Genomic DNA, 13368 nt, shown 5'->3' with positions numbered 1-13368 from the left:
CCCAGCCTTTCATTCCAGATATCCCTCTTTCTTGAGGGTTTCACAATCACAGCGTCCTATGTCGCCACGACTTCTTTTGACAATTGCGCCACGCTTGGACAGATCGGCACCGATCTGGTCCATGCTGTAAGCCGTGTTCGAGTCGATCAGGGTGTTGAACCGAGACTCTATCTCCAGATGATCCGCATTCCTGAACTTGATCGACAAAAGGGTGTCGGATGGACAGTGATGCAGGTACATCCAAGAATACTCTGTTTCCTCCAAGAAGACAGAAGTGACTGCAAATTGGTTCCCACCGGGAACAACAGTTGCGATCGCGTCCCCGGCCTCCGAAAAACGTTGCGCCTTGCTGTCCCAGGGACATTCGAACCCGATCGCGGGCGGTTCCTCTGCCGCCACATGGCTTGCAACCCCCAGCAAGACCGCTGCTGCTAACGAAGCACGAGCAATGCGCACGTTCCGTCCCTTGATATCGCTAAGCTTCATCATTGCGATTGCCCTGACTGCTGCAGATAATCGCAGCCACATTGCCCGATATCGCCTTGCCCGCGCCGGACACCGGCCCCCATAGTGACGATATCCAGCGCTATCTCTTCCATGGTCACCTTAACAGTGGTCTCCATGAAAAACCTGAACCGCTCTTCTATGCGGGTGACCTGCGAGGGCGACATCACGATCAACAGATATTTACCCGTTGGGCAATGCTGCAAAACCCTGTGCTGCGGGCCACCAATCGCGCCTGCGATAAAAGATGCAAAGCCGTTGTCCTCAGATACAATCGAGGCCGCGAAACCTTTATCAGCAAACTTCTGTGCCGTTTGATCCCAGAGGCAGGGTGGCGGCATCTTAGGTGTCAGCGCTGGTGCCACGCCCGCAAGCATGGTTCCCGCCAACGCAACAATAAGTTGGATGTAACGCATTCTCCGCACTCCTACCCCTTCATCACGTTGACATCTTCCACCGCGATAGTGCCGCGATTGCGGAAGAAGCAAACCAGAATGGCCAAACCGATCGCGGCCTCGGCGGCGGCGACGGTCAGCACGAACAGGGTAAAGACCTGCCCCACCATATCGCCCGAGAAATGCGAGAACGCGACGAAGTTGATATTCACCGCCAGCAACATCAGTTCGATCGACATCAGAATAACAATGACGTTCTTTCGGTTGAGGAAAATGCCGAAGATCCCTGTTACAAACAGGATAGACGCAACGAAAAGATAATGCTCAATACCGATCATCTGTGTCTCCTCAGCCGCTGAAATAGTCGTTGGCCACAAGAATGGCGACGGCTACTCCGATTGCTACGGCGGTCCAGCCGCCCAAGTTCATCTGCTTCATCGCCCGCTCCTTACAACCCGCAGACATAGCGGGCCAGCGCATATTCGACGCTGCCCGGTTGCAACTGCCGATCACCGGTCTGCGATGGTTTTACAGCCGCCGACATCGACGGAAAATCCTTGCCTTCCCCCAGCCAGCGATAAGTGCCTGCGGCACAATCATAGGCCCGGTTCATCAGCGTGCGTGTGTCATCGCGATAGCGGTAAAACAGCGCGTCCGCCCAAGGCCGCCCAGCCTCTTTATGGGCGGAAACGAGGGCGTATTGCGCACCTTCACGATCCAGGATGACGACGCGGGGATTGCCCTGAAAGGCGGTGTTCTTGGAATAACTTTTGACCGGCAATCCCTGTGCCGCAGCACTTGCCACAAAGATGGAGCTAACGGCTAAAGCAAGGGAAATGAACGTCATTGCTGATCCTCAAAATCGGGCGCATTGCCGGTAAATGCCGGCAATTTGAAACCAGCATTCGCACAAGCGCATTGCGCAGACCAAAGGGCTGAAGCTCGGCCTTTTTGTTGTATACCACTGTTGCGGTAACCAAGTTTATGGAAAACGGTTCTAAGTACTTCCGTATCTGCGTGATCTTCACCCTTAAGAAATGCCTCTGCCGTGGCAAGCGCCACCTCAAACTGTTCCTGAAATTCGGAAGAACTGCCGAAAACCTTTAACTGATTAAAGCTCGGGTAGGTGATGTCCTGCGGGCAATTTCCGTGCGTGATCGCGATACTGCCGAACCAATCATCATCACGATGCGAAAAGCCAACAAGCACAAACGTTCCGTCAGCAGCAACAATGGGATCTATGAAACCTGATGATGGATGTACTTCCGCTACGCGAAAGCCGCAATTGCCAACCCTCTCATAAGCGGTCTGACTGACAACCGAGCTTGGTACCGCCAAACAAGCAAGAATGATGGTTAGAAACCTCATATCCCCTGCCCCGGTTTAACATCTACCAGATCAACAGCGGCCTCAGGATCGCGGTAGATTTGAGTCAGGATGTTCTGGCGTTTGACATCCTCGCGGTGGCGAAGCGTCAGGACAATCGCCCCGACCATGGCAACAAACAGGATCAGGCCAGCGGTCTGGAACAAAAAGACGTACTTGGTATAAAGCAGTTGCCCCAGCGCGACGGTGTTCTGCGTCTCCTCCAGCGGCGGAGTAACCGCATCTCGCAGCCCCTCGGCGGCATCAGCCGGAACCCAGGCACCGATGGCCACCCCCAGCTGCATCAGAAGGATCACGCCGATCAGCACACCGATGGGCGTGTACCGGCTCAACTCGCCGCGCAATTCGGCGAAATCCACGTCCAGCATCATCACAACAAACAGGAACAGAACCGCGACGGCACCTACGTAGACAATTAGCAAAAGCGCGGCCAGGAACTCTGCCCCCAGCAGAACAAATAGGCCCGAGGCGGAAAAGAACGCCAAGATCAGCCACAAAACCGAATGCACCGGGTTGCGCGACAGGACCACCAACAGCCCAGAGACCATGGCCGTGATCGCGAACAGATAGAATGCAAATACGGTGAAGCCCATCAGGCAACCTCCTGCTCTTCGAATACTTCGATGGCGGCGTTTAGCGCATTGATCATCGCAGGCATGCCGCCATAGAGATGCATCTGAAAGATCGCCTCCGTGATCTCGCGTGGGTTTAGGCCCACAGCCAATCCGTTTGCAATGTTTACTTTCAACTGTGGTCGCGTCTGCCCACCCATTGCAGCAAGGGCAGCGATGGTGATCAGATGACGGGTCCGCAGATCAAGCCCTTCACGGCTGTAAACCTCGCCCCATACATGACCAACGACCGTTTCAGCCACACCGCCTGGCAACCACGCCTCATAGCGGGATCGTAGTGCCTCTTCCGTGCCGGGGTGAACCTGCTCCGAAAGGGCGCGACCGCGGTCCATTGCACTGTCTTTTGGGTCGGTTACCTGGCTCACTGTCTAATTCCTGATTGCTGCGCTCGCCCGATCATGGCAACCGCCCGAGTGTGGCATCAACATCTGCCGTCCACTCCTGAAATTCGTCTTCCCATAGCTCAGCTGCCTCTGAAACCTCAGGGTCGCAAATCTTATCTCTAAGCGCCCGGAACCTTGCGGGCAGCCCTGCAACTGCGGTCAGGCTCTTCGCGTGCTTTTCGATAAGTCCAGGCTTCAACTTTTCAAGCTGCTCAGGCGCACCGGTATAACTCGCTGCTAGAGCTTCTGCCGCAACGAGAAAGATATCAACATCCGGACCATCAAGGTCTTCATTTTCCTCAATAACTTCCAGCGCACGCACAACCTCGACCACACCTTTCTTCTCGAATGACGAAAGCCAATCGAGTGCGGTGTCGTTTTCGAAAGCCCCTGTTCCCCAAGCGCCCATCAGCTATCTCCTATCTGTATGGTGCATCCAGCTCGAGGTTGCGGGCGATCTCCGCCTCCCAGCGGTCGCCATTCGAAAGAAGTTTTTCCTTGTCGTAAAACAGCTCTTCGCGGGTCTCGGTCGAGAATTCAAAATTCGGGCCTTCGACAATCGCATCGACCGGGCAGGCCTCCTGACAGAAACCGCAATAGATGCATTTGGTCATGTCGATGTCATAGCGCGTCGTGCGGCGGCTGCCGTCGTCGCGCGGCTCGGCATCAATGGTGATGGCCTGCGCCGGACAGATCGCCTCGCACAGCTTGCAGGCAATGCAGCGCTCTTCGCCATTGGGATAGCGGCGCAGGGCATGTTCACCCCGGAAGCGCGGGGAAAGCGGGCCCTTTTCGTGTGGATAGTTCAGCGTCGCCTTGGGCCGAAAGAAGTATTTCATGCCCAGTTTGAAACCGCCGAAAAAATCAGCCAGCAAAAAATACTTCGTTGCGCGGGTCCAGTCGATGGTTGTCATGTCAGCACCCTCCGGTTGCTTGGCTGTCAAGAAAGACCGATACGTTATCCATGACAGCTTGCCACCTAAGATATTCTTCGCGGACACTGGCCGGAATGTCCTCAGCAGGTGGCAAATAAATGAAACTGGTTTCACCGAAGAAATATACAGCTTCGATACCGCTGCATTTATCTCCCGAAAGAGCGGCATTCAAAGGTCCGGTGAACTGGTTTGTTACATGGCTCATGTAAAACGACTCAAGCTTCGCCTCGCGAAATATATTGAAATAGCCCGGCGAAATACGGTCGAAGCCTTCTGCGACAGCGGCAAGCGCGCAACCCTCGCTCCCTACGGACTGATCAACGCAGGCGAGGGGAACCGGGAAAGCGGCCGACAATTGTTGTGATATGGCCGGAGCTGCTGAAAGGCATAAGGCCACAGTTAGAACTGATTTTAGGAAAGCTCTCAACACACCAGCTCCATCTCAAACACATTGTTCATAAGCGCGTTCAACTGCGAAAACCGTTCTGCGGCTTCCGGCAAAGCATCCTGCGGCAACTGTACCCATAACTGCCATATCTCGGCCGCCTGAATGCGCTCTTCCTCGGCAACACAGCCATCGCCTTCGAGGTTGAAGAAAATCGCCGAAGACGTCAGACGCAGTGACGTCAGAATGGCAAAGCTCTCCATGCGGCTGTCGCGGAACGGGATCATGTCGCCAGCTGTCATAAGACCCAGCTTTTCCGCCAGTGCCTCAGCATCACAGGCCCCAACACCAATCGGCTCGGCCGCGCAGGCCGCAACAATATCGTCCGTCTGCGCGTAACTTGGCGGGCCCCAAAAGAGAAAACTCATCAAGACTGCAAACGCACGGATCATTGGCTGCGGTCCTTAGCAGTCGCTACGACTGCACACAAAAAGGCTTGCGTCAAAAGACTGCAAGCTCGGCAGCTTTCCATTTTCGCACAAGCCGAAGTGATCATCTTAGCACCCTGCCTTTGCTTTGGAATAGGCGACGGCTGCTTTGATGTAAGAGGTCAGGATCTTGTTATCATAGCGCTGCGTTCCCGTTGCGGTTGGCTTCAGCTTCGCCGAAGCCCAGATGCCGGGCAGCGCCTCTGCATCTTTGCGAAACGCGGCACATGACCGGCCTTGCAAGCCATAACGGATGGCATCACTGGAACCGCTCAGAGCAACGCTTGCAAACATCGGATTGGTTGTGGCGGAGACGATCTCTGCAAAACGTCTTTTCTCAAGCCGATCCATCGCCGCAACAGCCGCATTAGGATCGCACGAAGGTGCCGAGAAGCCTTTGGAGCAAGAGAATATCTCCGTCGGCAGCGTATAAGGCTCTGACGACTCGACCATGCATCCGGACAGCAAAAGCAAGAGAGCCCCTACAAAGCTCTGAACTACAAGTCTCATAAGATTATCCCTTTCATTGCAGCATATCCCAGCGCGCATAGCCCGGCACATCCATTACAGCGAACCCGGCGGCGATCACCACCCAGGCCAGTGACATCGGCAGGAATACCTTCCAGCCCAGACGCATCAGTTGATCATAGCGGTAGCGGGGCACGATGGCTTTGACCATTGCAAACATGAAGAAGAAGAAGCCCATCTTCAGGATCATCCAGTGCAGCCCGTCGCCCAGAACCGGCATGTCGGCGACACCGGGGATCGGCGACAGCCAGCCGCCGAAGAACAGGAGGGTGATCAGCGCGCACATCAGCACGACGGCCATCAACTCGCCGATCATGAACAACAGGAACGGGGTTGAGGAATATTCGACCTGATAGCCGGCAACCAGCTCCGCCTCGGCCTCGGGCAGATCGAAGGGGGGGCGGTTGGTCTCGGCCAGTGCGGACACGAAGAACAGCACCACCATCGGCAGATGCGGCAGCCAGTACCAGTTCAGGAACCCCATGCCGCCCGCCTGCGCCTGCACGATATGCGTAAGGTTCAGGGAACCGGTCGAGATCAGGATGCCCACAATGATAAAGCCGATCGACACCTCGTAGGAAATCATCTGCGCGGCAGAGCGCAGGCTTCCGAGGAAAGGGTATTTGGAGTTCGACGCCCAGCCCCCCATGATCACGCCATAAACCTCAAGCGAGGAAATGGCGAAGATATAAAGAATACCGATATTCAGGTTGGCAATGACCCAGCCGTCATTGAACGGGATCACCGCCCAGCTGATCACCGCCAGTACAAAGGCAATCATCGGGGCGAGGAAAAACACAAACTTGTCGGCCCCGGCGGGCACGACAACCTCTTTGACGATGTATTTAATGAAATCGGCAAAGCTTTGCAGCAGGCCAAAGGCCCCGACCACGTTCGGCCCCTTGCGCATCTGTACCGCCGCCCAAATCTTGCGGTCAGCATACATCAGAAAGGCCAGCGCAACCAGCACGCAGACCGTGACCAGCAGGCATTGCGCCAGGATCAGAACGAAGATGCCGAAGGGGGTTTGCAGAAATTCGGTCATAGCTCAGTTACACTCATCAAGGGCCGTCTGGACGGTCCGGTTTTCGTTCAGGGCACCGGCCAGCACATCAAAAACCGACCCGCCAGAGCGCGAGGAATAAAGGACGCCGGGGCCGGTTACGCTGCGCCCTGCGACATTGGTTGTGCCCGCGGGGATTTGGGCGATCCGTGTCAGGCGCTGGCTGGGCGGCAGGCGCAGGATGGTGCTGCCGTAAAGCCCGGCAATGCACCAGTTCTGCTGTCCTGCGGCCCCCGGAACCTGAAAAATGCCGGTTTCCAGCAAGGTCACATTATTCACAGCCGCAGACCCCACAGTCCCGACATCAAGGCCGGGCCGACAGGCCGCTACGGCGACAAGCAACAGGGATGCAAGGACGCGGCGCATCTGCTTACTCCGCCGCCAGGGCCTGACCGCGCTCTGCCGCCAGACGCGACATCTCGGCCATAGTTTTCGAGGCCCGAGCAATCGGGTTAGTCTGGTAGTGGTCGCCAAGGGCGGCGGTAAATGCAGCATCGCCGGGCGTACCAGCCTCAACCGGTTGCCAGTTATTTTCCGGCACCATACCCAGCTGAGCCAGATGCGGGTGCTTCGCGAACAGCTCTCGCCGCAGCACATCAAGCGCATCGTATGGCAGCGTTGCCCCCAATTCGGCCGACAGCGCGCGCAGAATGGCCCAGTTTTCCTTGGCCAAACCCGGCGGGAAGCCTGCGCGATTGGCCATTTGCGGACGGCCTTCGGTGTTGACGAAAATGCCGCTTTCTTCGGTATAGGTAGCAGCCGGCAGGATGACATCGGCGCGATGCGCGCCCCGGTCCCCATGGCTGCCCTGATAGATCACAAAGGGGCCTGCGGGGATATCAATCTCATCCTCACCGAGGTTAAAGATCACATCTGCGCCCAAAGCCGACTCGATCCCGCCATCATTGGCGAAACCGATATCCATGCCGCCAACGCGGCTGGCGGCCGTATGCAGCACAAGGAAACCACCTTTGGTATCTTCGGCCAGCTTCATAGCCGTGCCCAGCACCGCCGCGCCATCCTCACCAGTCAGGGCACCCTGCCCCACGATGACCATGGACGGAACCTCTAGTACCTTGGAGAATTTATGCTCAAGCAGCTTGGCCAGATCAGCACCGGTCGCGCCGACATGCGCAACGTCATAGGTCAGATCAACCGATTGCCCGACCAGCCCGATCTGCGCGCCCTTCAGCCAGGCCTTGCGCAGGCGGGCGTTCAGAACAGGTGCTTCATTGCGCGGGTTGGTGCCGACCAACTGGATCAGCTCTGCGTCGTCGATATCCTCGATCTTGGCGGTGCCGACATAGGCCGAGCGGTTGCCGATGGGCAGCTTTGCCCCATCCGTGCGGCATTCGGTAATCCCGCCCTTTGCCTCTACCAACGACTTCAGCGCATACATCGCCTCGACCGAGGCCAGCGGTCCGGCAATCCCGGCAACGGACTTGCCATCCACAGCGACGGCAATCGCGGTGAAAGCCTCCCCCCAAGTGGCGGCCTGCAACTTGCCGTCCTTGCGTACATAAGGGCGATCAAGACGCTGGCTTTTCAGCCCATCCCAGATGAAACGGCTGCGATCCGCCAGCCATTCCTCATTCACACCATCATGATTACGCGGCATGATCCGCATCACCTCAGGGCCCTTGGCATCCACACGGATGTTGGAGCCAAGCGCGTCCATTGCGTCGATACTTTCGGTCTTGGTCAACTCCCAGGGCCGCGCGGTAAACGCATAAGGCTTGGAGGTCAGCGCCCCAACCGGGCACAGGTCAATCACATTGCCCTGCAATTCGCTGGTCAGCATCTTGCCCAGATAGCTGGTGATTTCGCTATCTTCACCGCGGCCGGTCTGACCCATCTCGGGCACGCCTGCGACCTCGGTCACGAAACGCACACAGCGCGTGCAGGAAATACAGCGGGTCATGCAGGTGCCCACCAGCGGCCCCAGGTCGGGATCAATAGCGGCGCGCTTGGGTTCGCGGTAACGCGAGAAATCCACGCCATAGGCCATCGCCTGATCCTGCAGATCGCATTCGCCGCCCTGATCGCAGATCGGGCAATCCAGCGGGTGGTTGATCAGCAGAAATTCCATGACGCCCTCACGGGCTTTCTTGACCATCGGGCTTTTGGTCTTGATCTCGGGCGGCTGACCTTCGGGTCCCGGGCGCAGATCCTTGACCTGCATCGCGCAGGAGGCGGCAGGTTTCGGCGGACCGCCGACAACCTCAACCAGACACATGCGGCAATTTCCGGCAATCGACAGGCGTTCGTGATAGCAGAACCTTGGGATTTCGGTGCCGACGACCTCACAAGCCTGTAGCAAGGTCAGACGCGGGTCGACCTCGACCTCTACGCCGTCGATGATGATGGTGCGCAAATCGCTCATGCAGGGAACCCTCAGGCGTCTTTCAGTAATTTGCCGATATTGCTCTCGGCCTTGATCTCGGCCTTACCGGCGGTGCAGAAGGTTTCGGGCTTTTCATTGTCCAGATTATTGTTCTGCGCAAAGGCCGCGATATCTGCACCCAGACGATCGGTGGACAGATCTTCGCTGATCCCAATTATATCCTCTTCGGACAAACCAGCCGACAGCATCTGCACCTTGGCATCTGCCAGCAATTCCGTGCTGGCCTCGCTGGAAAACTCCAGATTATCGCAATTGGAGGCAATCTTCTGGGCAACACCCATGGCGACAGCGGCCTGATAAAACGCTTCAGGCACGTCTCTTTCCGGCTCTCTGGAGCAAGCGGGCAGACAGGACAGCAGTCCCAGCATCCCTATCCGGACAAAGCATATCGGCATGTTCATGCGGCTCTCCCGTTTCTGGTGCCTGATCGCGGAGACCGGGCCTTCGGGGTGGCTTGCGCGGGCCATCGGCCAGCCCCCATTCTGCTGCAGTTGTGTCTAACCCGTTCTGACCGCGCAATGCCAGTGCAAATCGCCGACTTTGCGCGGGTTTTTCCGGTCAAAAGATGTGTCTGTCTGCAGGGTCAGGACTTCAAATACTGCCAAAACCAGAAGCCCATGAACATAAAGCTAACAATCACGATGCCGTAGGCGGCCACACGCTTGGTTCGAATCTGCGGCTCCACCAGCATCTCAACCACAGCGCGCAATAGCAGAAAGAACGAGATAACCGCCACCGGTGCGCCGATCCAGAAGGCAAATCGGCCGTCGCCCTCGGCACCCGGCACGGCATGTTTCACACTCCAGAAGGCCGCGGCCGAGGAAATCGCCAAAACGATGATGATCAAAAGTGTGGAACGGTTCTTGCGGCTGTCCGCCTGGGTATCGGTATCGTCAGTTCGCATATGGTGTCAGGCCTCATCGGCTGCGCAGTGGGGAATCGTTACAAAGGCCGCCCTTTCCGGGGCCAGAATAACATTCCGGTCCAAGGGCGCAAATGCAACCTTACCACGCCGCCCCCTGCCCGCCGAGGGCTGACGTTGCCGCAAGGCCACAGGCGGCAACGGTGCTAAGCTCTGTTCTGATCCAACCAGTTCCAGTCAAACGCGGCCTCCGTCGGCCCGTTGTCCCGAAGCAGGCGAAAGCGTTGCATTCCTTCGGAAAAACCGGGCTGATGTCCCGGCTCCACCCACCAGAAGACCAGCCGTATCGCATCTGTGGCATCATACCATTCGGCCCGCCGGTCATAGAATTTCTTATGCACTGTGTTCCAGACAAAATGCTTCAGGCTGTCCACATCTTCCCAGACCGAAAGCGACGACGCCATACGCGGATGCCCTTCATCGCCCAGTTGCCCAGTCTCCATCTGATCCGGTGGCAATTGCCAGACAAACCCCGGCGAGCGATGGGCAATGGCATTCACCCGGTCGAGATTATTGACGAAATCCGCAACACGCGGATCGTCCCAATCATATTTCAGAATGCCGAGATTGAATTCAGCTAGGTGCATTTGGTGGGTCATGGGGTCGGCATACCCCACCTCAACCCAGAACAAAATGGTTGGGCGTAAACACTGCCAGGGACGGCGATCACGCCATATGTCTTACTCAAAGACATCAAAGGTGTTTCGCGCAGGCCAGTCGCCAAAAGCAATAGCTGCTACTGCCACGCAATATGAAAACAGAAACGATAGTACAAAGGTCCATTGTAGGATTGGCGACGTTTGCGTGATTGTGATCGGCGCCGTGATCCACGTAAGTGTCGCCGGGACAACGACAGGTGGACAAATAGTTACCCACCAAACACCGCTTAGACCCAGGCGCTTACGCAAGCGGTTCAATGCAGCCAAGGACAGACCCCAGATCAACAGAACCAGCACATATAGAAACATCGCGCCCTCGCTCCAAAAGACAAAAAGCTGCGTCCTTCTCGTGCTATCCAAACGCCCAGCATTCATGCCGCTTGGCATGCATTGCGTTATCTAGGCTATCAAAGGCTTTGCCGTCGCCTTCTCCGATACCTATGGCGCGCCAGCTTTTCACGCCGCCTTTTGATATCTCTACCAGATAGTTGGCAGTATGCGCGCCCATTGGTGCAGCGCCCGAATTGGAAGGCGGACCAATCGCGCGCTCGAAATTCTGATACGCCCCTGCAACAATCTCGTCATACGCATCAATATCTTGCACATCCGGATCACTAAGTTCGCCACCTGGCAGCCAAACATGGCCTTCAAAAATAAACACACATTGAACACGGTCATCAGGCGTTACGAGGAAGCTTACCTCCTGCCCCCAGGCAGCTCCATCATATGGCCCTCCATGCACAAATATGTAATCTGGCGCGTCCGCCCTGAAGTCCGCAAACTGCTGCGGGCCGACATATTCAGCGACAGGCTGCGCGCAGGACAGCGTCAATGCCGCGACGATCAAACTACAAGGAATGCGCAGGTGCTTTAGGCTGCTGTGATCAGTGCTTGTGTTTTCCATTATACTCTAATCCGTTGGTGTAAAAGGATCATACGGGTTGTGACTGTATATCAGTCGAAAAGAGTACGACGGAGTTCATTATCCGGCAGTATTTTTATAGGCCCCCATCAGACGGCCGCGGCACGCCCATGGTTCAGCTATTTTCTGCCAAGCCTATTCCGCCGCAACGGCGCTCATCCGCCCGGTTTTCTTGGCCTTGATCCGGTCCTCGATCTCTTCGCGGAAATGGCGGATCAGGCCCTGGATGGGCCAGGCCGCAGCATCGCCCAGGGCGCAGATGGTGTGACCTTCGACCTGTTTGGTGACGTCCAGCAGCATGTCGATTTCCTCGATCTCGGCGTCGCCGGTGACCAGCCGCTGCATCACCCGCATCATCCAGCCGGTGCCTTCGCGGCAGGGCGTGCACTGGCCGCAGCTTTCATGCTTGAAGAATGCGCTCAACCGCCAGATCGCTTTGACCACATCGGTGGACTGATCCATCACGATCATGCAGCCGGTCCCGAAAGAGGATTTGTTTTCCCGCATCCAGTCGAAATCCATGATCGCGTCTTCCAGCGCGTCCTTGGGCAGAACCGGGCAGGATGCACCGCCGGGGATAATCGCCTTTAGGTTATCCCAGCCGCCGCGAATACCGCCGCCATGTTTTTCGATCAACTCCCGCACCGGCAGGCTCATCGCATCTTCGAAGACACATGGGGTGTTGACATGACCGGTTAGGGCAAACAGCTTGGTTCCGGCATTGTTGGGACGGCCAAAGCTGGCGAACCAGTCGGCCCCGCGGCGCAGGATGGTGGGCACAACGGCAATGGATTCGACATTGTTCACCGTGGTCGGGCAACCATACAGGCCAACACCCGCGGGAAACGGCGGCTTCAGGCGCGGCATTCCCTTGCGGCCCTCAAGGCTTTCGAGCAGCGCGGTTTCCTCACCGCAGATATACGCCCCTGCCCCGTGATGCAGATAAAGGTCGAAATCCCAACCGGATTTCGCGGCGTTGCCACCCAGCAGACCCGCATCATAGCACTCGTCAATCGCCGCCTGCAGCGCCTCGCGCTCGCGGATATATTCGCCGCGCAAGTATATATAGCAGGCATGCGCTCCCATCGCGAACGAGGCAATCAACGCCCCCTCGATCAGGGTATGCGGGTCGTGGCGCATGATCTCGCGGTCTTTGCAGGTGGCCGGTTCGGACTCGTCGGCATTGATTACCAGATAGGCCGGGCGCCCGTCGCTTTCCTTGGGCATGAACGACCATTTCAACCCGGTCGGAAACCCAGCACCGCCACGCCCGCGCAGGCCCGAGGCCTTCATCCGTTCGATAATCTCATCGCGGCCCAGCTTGATGATATCTGCCGTGCCGTCCCAATGCCCACGCTTCTGGGCGCCCTTAAGGCTGCGGTCATGCATCCCGTAGAGGTTGGTGAAAATACGGTCACTGTCATTCAGCATCATTGGCACCTTTCAGAACGGGCCAGAGGGTTTTCACAAAAAGCAGCACGGCAGACAACCCAAATATTGTCATCTAAGGTTTCTAAGGGCTTTATCAGTACACTGGCTTTCATGGTTGCCGCCTCCACAACCGAATACCAACGATAATGGCCCACAGAAACGCAGCCAGCACAAGCAGATCCAACAGGATGGCATAGCTTGGATGCAGGCCGAGCTTGCCACCCAGGAATGATCCTGCCATCCAAATCACCATTGCTGCAATGACAACAATGGCCAGTTGCTTGACCTGAGCCCGGTCCGGGTCAGTCTTGCGTTGTGCCATGCGCCCTCT

The 13368-nt window shown here is 56.9% G+C and carries 21 protein-coding genes; all 21 read right to left on the bottom strand.

Annotation, left to right across the window (positions count from 1 at the left end):
* Positions 1–9: 9 nt before the first annotated feature.
* The 21 genes from ACW9UQ_RS07800 to ACW9UQ_RS07700 all read right to left on the bottom strand — a co-directional run bounded on the left by ACW9UQ_RS07800 (position 10) and on the right by ACW9UQ_RS07700 (position 13359).
* Positions 10–489 (bottom strand): hypothetical protein, encoded by a 480-nt coding sequence (locus tag ACW9UQ_RS07800; protein WP_458930448.1) that lies wholly within the window; start codon positions 487–489, stop codon positions 10–12.
* Positions 486–920 (bottom strand): hypothetical protein, encoded by a 435-nt coding sequence (locus ACW9UQ_RS07795; protein WP_458930447.1) that lies wholly within the window; start codon positions 918–920, stop codon positions 486–488. Before ACW9UQ_RS07795 ends, ACW9UQ_RS07800 begins: the two co-directional genes overlap by 4 nt.
* A gap of 11 nt (positions 921–931) precedes the next feature.
* Positions 932–1237: an NADH-quinone oxidoreductase subunit NuoK gene (nuoK, locus tag ACW9UQ_RS07790; RefSeq protein WP_458930446.1), complete on the bottom strand. Its 306-nt coding sequence runs from the start codon at positions 1235–1237 to the stop codon at positions 932–934.
* 110 nt (positions 1238–1347) lie between these two features.
* Positions 1348–1746 carry a hypothetical protein gene (locus ACW9UQ_RS07785; RefSeq protein ID WP_458930445.1) on the bottom strand — a complete coding sequence of 133 codons (399 nt, stop codon included), beginning with the start codon at positions 1744–1746 and terminating at the stop codon, positions 1348–1350.
* Positions 1743–2267, bottom strand: a complete 525-nt coding sequence (locus ACW9UQ_RS07780; protein ID WP_458930444.1) for a hypothetical protein — start codon at positions 2265–2267, stop codon at positions 1743–1745. The genes ACW9UQ_RS07785 and ACW9UQ_RS07780 overlap by 4 nt, the downstream gene beginning before the upstream one ends.
* The gene (locus ACW9UQ_RS07775) at positions 2264–2878 is read right to left on the bottom strand and encodes an NADH-quinone oxidoreductase subunit J (RefSeq protein ID WP_458930443.1); all 615 of its coding nucleotides are present in this window, start codon (positions 2876–2878) and stop codon (positions 2264–2266) included. Before ACW9UQ_RS07775 ends, ACW9UQ_RS07780 begins: the two co-directional genes overlap by 4 nt.
* Positions 2878–3282, bottom strand: coding sequence for a carboxymuconolactone decarboxylase family protein (locus ACW9UQ_RS07770; RefSeq protein ID WP_458930442.1), 405 nt, complete (start codon positions 3280–3282; stop codon positions 2878–2880). Before ACW9UQ_RS07770 ends, ACW9UQ_RS07775 begins: the two co-directional genes overlap by 1 nt.
* A 31-nt stretch (positions 3283–3313) precedes the next feature.
* A complete protein-coding gene (locus ACW9UQ_RS07765; RefSeq protein WP_458930441.1) occupies positions 3314–3709 on the bottom strand; it encodes a DUF4259 domain-containing protein in 396 nt (131 codons plus the stop codon).
* A 10-nt stretch (positions 3710–3719) separates the two neighbouring features.
* Positions 3720–4214, bottom strand: coding sequence for an NADH-quinone oxidoreductase subunit NuoI (gene nuoI / locus ACW9UQ_RS07760; RefSeq protein WP_458930440.1), 495 nt, complete (start codon positions 4212–4214; stop codon positions 3720–3722).
* Between the two features lies 1 nt (position 4215).
* Positions 4216–4662: a hypothetical protein gene (locus ACW9UQ_RS07755; protein ID WP_458930439.1), complete on the bottom strand. Its 447-nt coding sequence runs from the start codon at positions 4660–4662 to the stop codon at positions 4216–4218.
* Entirely contained in the window at positions 4659–5072 is a 414-nt protein-coding gene (locus ACW9UQ_RS07750; RefSeq protein WP_458930438.1) for a hypothetical protein, read from the bottom strand. The genes ACW9UQ_RS07755 and ACW9UQ_RS07750 overlap by 4 nt, the downstream gene beginning before the upstream one ends.
* Positions 5073–5177: 105 nt before the next feature.
* A complete protein-coding gene (locus ACW9UQ_RS07745; RefSeq protein ID WP_458930437.1) occupies positions 5178–5618 on the bottom strand; it encodes a hypothetical protein in 441 nt (146 codons plus the stop codon).
* 13 nt (positions 5619–5631) lie between these two features.
* On the bottom strand, positions 5632–6681 hold the full coding sequence (gene nuoH / locus ACW9UQ_RS07740; RefSeq protein ID WP_458930436.1) for an NADH-quinone oxidoreductase subunit NuoH: 1050 nt from the start codon (positions 6679–6681) through the stop codon (positions 5632–5634).
* Between the two features lie 3 nt (positions 6682–6684).
* A complete protein-coding gene (locus tag ACW9UQ_RS07735) occupies positions 6685–7065 on the bottom strand; it encodes a hypothetical protein (RefSeq protein ID WP_458930435.1) in 381 nt (126 codons plus the stop codon).
* Positions 7066–7069: 4 nt separating this feature from the next.
* Positions 7070–9082, bottom strand: a complete 2013-nt coding sequence (gene nuoG, locus ACW9UQ_RS07730) for an NADH-quinone oxidoreductase subunit NuoG (RefSeq protein ID WP_458930434.1) — start codon at positions 9080–9082, stop codon at positions 7070–7072.
* An 11-nt stretch (positions 9083–9093) separates the two neighbouring features.
* Complete coding sequence (locus ACW9UQ_RS07725) at positions 9094–9504, bottom strand: DUF5333 family protein (protein ID WP_458930433.1); 411 nt, start codon at positions 9502–9504, stop codon at positions 9094–9096.
* A 182-nt stretch (positions 9505–9686) separates the two neighbouring features.
* Positions 9687–10007, bottom strand: coding sequence for a hypothetical protein (locus ACW9UQ_RS07720; RefSeq protein WP_458930432.1), 321 nt, complete (start codon positions 10005–10007; stop codon positions 9687–9689).
* Between the two features lie 164 nt (positions 10008–10171).
* Positions 10172–10624, bottom strand: coding sequence for a DUF3291 domain-containing protein (locus ACW9UQ_RS07715; protein ID WP_458930431.1), 453 nt, complete (start codon positions 10622–10624; stop codon positions 10172–10174).
* Positions 10625–11036: 412 nt separating this feature from the next.
* Entirely contained in the window at positions 11037–11588 is a 552-nt protein-coding gene (locus ACW9UQ_RS07710) for a hypothetical protein (RefSeq protein WP_458930430.1), read from the bottom strand.
* Between the two features lie 153 nt (positions 11589–11741).
* On the bottom strand, positions 11742–13037 hold the full coding sequence (nuoF, locus tag ACW9UQ_RS07705) for an NADH-quinone oxidoreductase subunit NuoF (RefSeq protein ID WP_458930429.1): 1296 nt from the start codon (positions 13035–13037) through the stop codon (positions 11742–11744).
* Positions 13038–13146: 109 nt separating this feature from the next.
* Entirely contained in the window at positions 13147–13359 is a 213-nt protein-coding gene (locus ACW9UQ_RS07700; RefSeq protein WP_458930428.1) for a DUF5337 family protein, read from the bottom strand.
* Between the last annotated feature and the right edge of the window lie 9 nt (positions 13360–13368).

It is taken from the genome of Halovulum sp. GXIMD14793, from assembly GCF_054457435.1.
Note: the sequence above shows the minus strand (reverse complement) of the source record. Positions and strands in the feature narration are given on the sequence as shown.

Excerpts from the sequence above, each read along its gene's own strand:
- ACW9UQ_RS07785 (WP_458930445.1), bottom strand. The coding sequence starts at position 1,746 with ATGACGTTCATTTCCCTTGCTTTAGCCGTTAGCTCCATCTTTGTGGCA.
- ACW9UQ_RS07710 (WP_458930430.1), bottom strand. The coding sequence starts at position 11,588 with ATGGAAAACACAAGCACTGATCACAGCAGCCTAAAGCACCTGCGCATT.
- ACW9UQ_RS07775 (WP_458930443.1), bottom strand. The coding sequence starts at position 2,878 with ATGGGCTTCACCGTATTTGCATTCTATCTGTTCGCGATCACGGCCATG.
- nuoI (WP_458930440.1), bottom strand. The coding sequence starts at position 4,214 with ATGACAACCATCGACTGGACCCGCGCAACGAAGTATTTTTTGCTGGCT.
- ACW9UQ_RS07780 (WP_458930444.1), bottom strand. The coding sequence starts at position 2,267 with ATGAGGTTTCTAACCATCATTCTTGCTTGTTTGGCGGTACCAAGCTCG.
- ACW9UQ_RS07720 (WP_458930432.1), bottom strand. The coding sequence starts at position 10,007 with ATGCGAACTGACGATACCGATACCCAGGCGGACAGCCGCAAGAACCGT.
- nuoF (WP_458930429.1), bottom strand. The coding sequence starts at position 13,037 with ATGCTGAATGACAGTGACCGTATTTTCACCAACCTCTACGGGATGCAT.
- nuoK (WP_458930446.1), bottom strand. The coding sequence starts at position 1,237 with ATGATCGGTATTGAGCATTATCTTTTCGTTGCGTCTATCCTGTTTGTA.
- ACW9UQ_RS07700 (WP_458930428.1), bottom strand. The coding sequence starts at position 13,359 with ATGGCACAACGCAAGACTGACCCGGACCGGGCTCAGGTCAAGCAACTG.
- ACW9UQ_RS07765 (WP_458930441.1), bottom strand. The coding sequence starts at position 3,709 with ATGGGCGCTTGGGGAACAGGGGCTTTCGAAAACGACACCGCACTCGAT.
- nuoH (WP_458930436.1), bottom strand. The coding sequence starts at position 6,681 with ATGACCGAATTTCTGCAAACCCCCTTCGGCATCTTCGTTCTGATCCTG.
- ACW9UQ_RS07750 (WP_458930438.1), bottom strand. The coding sequence starts at position 5,072 with ATGATCCGTGCGTTTGCAGTCTTGATGAGTTTTCTCTTTTGGGGCCCG.
- ACW9UQ_RS07715 (WP_458930431.1), bottom strand. The coding sequence starts at position 10,624 with ATGACCCACCAAATGCACCTAGCTGAATTCAATCTCGGCATTCTGAAA.
- ACW9UQ_RS07745 (WP_458930437.1), bottom strand. The coding sequence starts at position 5,618 with ATGAGACTTGTAGTTCAGAGCTTTGTAGGGGCTCTCTTGCTTTTGCTG.
- ACW9UQ_RS07795 (WP_458930447.1), bottom strand. The coding sequence starts at position 920 with ATGCGTTACATCCAACTTATTGTTGCGTTGGCGGGAACCATGCTTGCG.
- ACW9UQ_RS07800 (WP_458930448.1), bottom strand. The coding sequence starts at position 489 with ATGATGAAGCTTAGCGATATCAAGGGACGGAACGTGCGCATTGCTCGT.
- ACW9UQ_RS07735 (WP_458930435.1), bottom strand. The coding sequence starts at position 7,065 with ATGCGCCGCGTCCTTGCATCCCTGTTGCTTGTCGCCGTAGCGGCCTGT.
- ACW9UQ_RS07725 (WP_458930433.1), bottom strand. The coding sequence starts at position 9,504 with ATGAACATGCCGATATGCTTTGTCCGGATAGGGATGCTGGGACTGCTG.
- nuoG (WP_458930434.1), bottom strand. The coding sequence starts at position 9,082 with ATGAGCGATTTGCGCACCATCATCATCGACGGCGTAGAGGTCGAGGTC.